Source organism: Inquilinus sp. (assembly GCF_039594555.1).
Classification (GTDB): Bacteria; Pseudomonadota; Alphaproteobacteria; order DSM-16000; family Inquilinaceae; genus Inquilinus.
In genome coordinates, this window is record NZ_JBCNNF010000570.1 from 1 (window position 1) to 3,490 (window position 3,490).

Sequence of the window (3,490 nt, forward strand, 5' to 3'; positions counted from 1 at the left end):
GGCGCAGCCGCATCGGGTGGCGGCGCCCGTCCCAGCTGTTGAACTCGCCGACCACCGAGGCGCGGCTGGCATTCGGCGCCCAGACGGCGAAGCGCGTGCCCTCGACCCCGTCGATCGTCACCACCCCGCTGCCCAGGCAGCGCCGCACCGCCTCCGGGTCGCCCGCGGCCAGGGCATGGAGATCCGCGTCGCCCAGCAGCACGCCGAAGCCGTAGGGATCCTCGGTCTCCTGCACCGCGCCGCCCGGCCAGGTGATGCGCAGCAGATAGGGCTCGTCCTCCTCCAGCACGCCGGCGAAGACCCCAGCCGGGTGGACCGGTTTCAGCCGAGCCAGGCGGCGGCCATCCGCCCGCGCCACCGCCTCGACCCTCTCGGCATTCGGCAGGCAGGCGCGGATCGCGATGCCGTCCGCGGTCGGGTGGGGGCCCAGCACCGCGAAGGGGTCGCCATGGCGCCCCGCCGCGATCGCGTCCAGGGCGGCGGGATCGAGGCCGGTCGGCAAAGCGACGTCAGGCATCGGTCAGAACCTTCCTATCGGCGGTGAGCTGGTCCAGCAGCGCGGCCATCCCGCGGATCGGCAGGCCGATCCAGCTTGGCCGGTTCGCCGCCTCGTAGCGGATCTCATAGGCCGCCTTCTGCAGCGAGAAGAGGGCGATCAGCGCCTCCTCGGCCTCCGGCTTGGCCCAGGGGTGCGGCGCGGCCCGGGCGACCTCCCGGTACGCCGCCAGGAAGGCCTGCGACGCTTCCGTCCGGTATCGCTGCAGCAGCCCGGTGCGGCGCTCGCGCATCGCCTCGGGGATAGAATCCTGGATGGCGTCGTCGGCGGTGGCCGCGGCGTAGTCGATCGACCGCAGCAGGCCGGCGACGTCGCGCAGCGGGCTCGATTTGTGCCGGCGCTCGGCGATCGGCCGGGTCGGCTCGCCCTCGAAATCGATCAGATAGGCGTCGCCCTGCGCCACCAGCACCTGGCCGAGATGGAAGTCGCCATGGACCCGGGTCTGCAGCGATCCGCGGCCCGCATCGGCCAGGCGCTCAACCAGTTGGGCCAGCCGGTCCTGGCCGGCCAGCAGCCGCTTCGCCGCCGCCTCGGTCGCCGCGTCCGGCCAGTCACGCATCGCCGCGACGGTGGCGACGGCGCCGTCGATCTCGACCCTGGCCTCCGCGATCCAGCCCTGCACCGCATCCGCATCCGCCGGCTCTGGCGCGAAGGCGGGATCGTCGGAGGGCTGGGCCAGCACGGTGTGGATCTCCGCCAGCCGCCGGCCGATCGCCGCGGCGAAGCCGGCTTCGTCGGCAAAGCCTTCGTCGTCTGCGGCGCCGCCCTCGGTCAGGGTCATCTCGTCGACGGTCCGGCGCAGATTGTCCAGGCTCCAGCTCCAGCCGTCGCCCTGGTTGCGGACGAAGCCCTGGACGATCGCCAGGGTCCGCGGCTCGCCATCCGCGCCGATCCGCACCACCTCGCCGAACAGCGGGGCGATGTTGCTCGCGCCGTGCTCGGTCAGGTAGCGGCCCATCTCGGCCTCGGGATGGATGCCCGGGCGGATGCGGCGGATCACCTTGAGCACCAGCTGGTCGCCCAGGATCAGCGAGCTGTTCGACTGCTCGGCGGACAGCCAGCGGATCTCGATATCCCCCGGCAGCTCGAACCCCGCCATGCGGCTCGTCGGCCGGAACCGGATCTCGCCATCGTCGCTCGGGACGCTCCGGCCGGTCCGCAATCCTTCAATCAGGGCCAGGGGCAGCTCGCGCAGCGAGAAGGCATCGGTCAGGAAGCCGACGCGGCGGCCGCGGCGGACCCGGGCGATGGCCAGCTGCTGCTGCAGCGCCGGCAGGCTGCCCTCCTCCCAGGCGATGCCGAGCGGCACCTGATAGCAGTCGGTGGTGCCGCCGGCGGTCGCCTCGACCTGGGCCAGCATCAGCCCGGTGCCGGGCAGCGGCGTCGCCCTGGCGATGCGGATCTCGTCGATCGGCTTGTCCTTGGCCGCGAACCAGCGGCGCTTCGGCAGATAGGCCGGCAGGCTCTCGCCCTCCAGGATCTGCCGCGACGCCGGCGACAGCACGTCGGCCATCCCGTCGCGCAGCACCAGGGTGACGAATTCCGGCATCTGCTCGGGCGGGTCGCGGTGCCAGCGCGGTGCCTCGGCATCGGCGCGCAGATGGAACCAGTAGAAGCCGTAGGGCGGCAGGGTCAGCAGATAGGTCAGCTGGCCGATCGGCGGGAAAACCGTGTCGCCGGTCAACTCGACCGGCGACCGGCCCTCGAAATCGGCAAGGTCCAGCTCCACCGCCTGCGGCGCCCGCGACAGGTTGGCGACGCACAGGATGGTCTCGTCCTCGAAGCTGCGCAGATAGGCCAGGATCTTGCGGTTGCCGGGATAGAGGAACCGCAGCGTGCCGCGGCCGAAGGCGCGGTGCCGGCGGCGCAGCGCCAGCATCCGGCGGGTCCAGTTCAGGAGCGAATGCGGGTCGCGGCTCTGGGACTCGACGTTGACCGCCGGAAAACCGTAGAGGGCGTCCATGATCGCCGGCAGCACCAGCTTCTCCGGATCGGCGCGGGAGAAGCCGCCATTGCGGTCGGGCGACCATTGCATCGGCGTGCGCACCCCGTCGCGGTCGCCGAGATGGATGTTGTCACCCATGCCGATCTCGTCGCCGTAATAGAGGACCGGCGTCCCCGGCATCGACAGCAGCAGGCTGTTCATCAGCTCCATGCGCCGGCGGTCGCGCTCCAGCAGCGGCGCCAGGCGGCGGCGGATGCCGAGATTGATCCGGGCGCGCCGGTCGGCGGCATAGGTCTCCCACAGGTAGTCGCGCTCGCTGTCGGTCACCATTTCGAGCGTCAGCTCGTCATGGTTGCGCAGGAAGATCGCCCATTGGCAGTTCTCCGGGATCTCCGGCGTCTGGCGCAGGATGTCGGTGATCGGGAAGCGGTCTTCGCGCGCGATCGCCATGTACATCCGCGGCATCAGCGGGAAGTGGAACGCCATGTGGCATTCGTCGCCGCGGCCGAAATACTCCTGCGTGTCCTCCGGCCACTGATTGGCCTCGGCCAGCAGCATGCGGCCGGGGTAGTGGGCGTCGAGATAGGCCCGGATCTGCTTCAGCACCGCATGGGTCTCGGGCAGGTTCTCGTTCGAGGTGCCTTCGCGCTCGATCAGATAGGGGATGGCGTCGAGGCGGAGGCCGTCGACGCCGAGGTCGAGCCAGAACCGCATCACCCGCAGCACCGACGCCAGCACCCGCGGATTGTCGAAGTTCAGGTCCGGCTGGTGCGAGTAGAAGCGGTGCCAGAAATAGGCGCCGGCCACCGGGTCCCAGGTCCAGTTCGACGTCTCGGTGTCGAGGAAGATGATCCGGGTGCCGGCATAGGCCTGGTCGGTCTCGGACCAGACGTAGAAGTTCCGGGCCGCCGATCCGGGCTTCGCCCGCCGCGCCCGCTGGAACCAGGGATGCTGGTCGGAGGTGTGGTTGATCACCAGCTCGGTGATCA

General features: G+C 70.8%; 1 protein-coding gene and 1 pseudogene. Both read right to left on the reverse strand.

The features are described from left to right. Window positions 1–517, reverse strand: a pseudogene (locus ABDW35_RS34185) (1,4-alpha-glucan branching enzyme); the annotation flags it as partial. Further along, window positions 510–3,490 (reverse strand): maltose alpha-D-glucosyltransferase (gene treS, locus ABDW35_RS34190; RefSeq protein ID WP_343718309.1); only part of this gene is annotated, 2,981 nt, incomplete at its 5' end. The pseudogene ABDW35_RS34185 and the gene treS, both read right to left, overlap by 8 nt.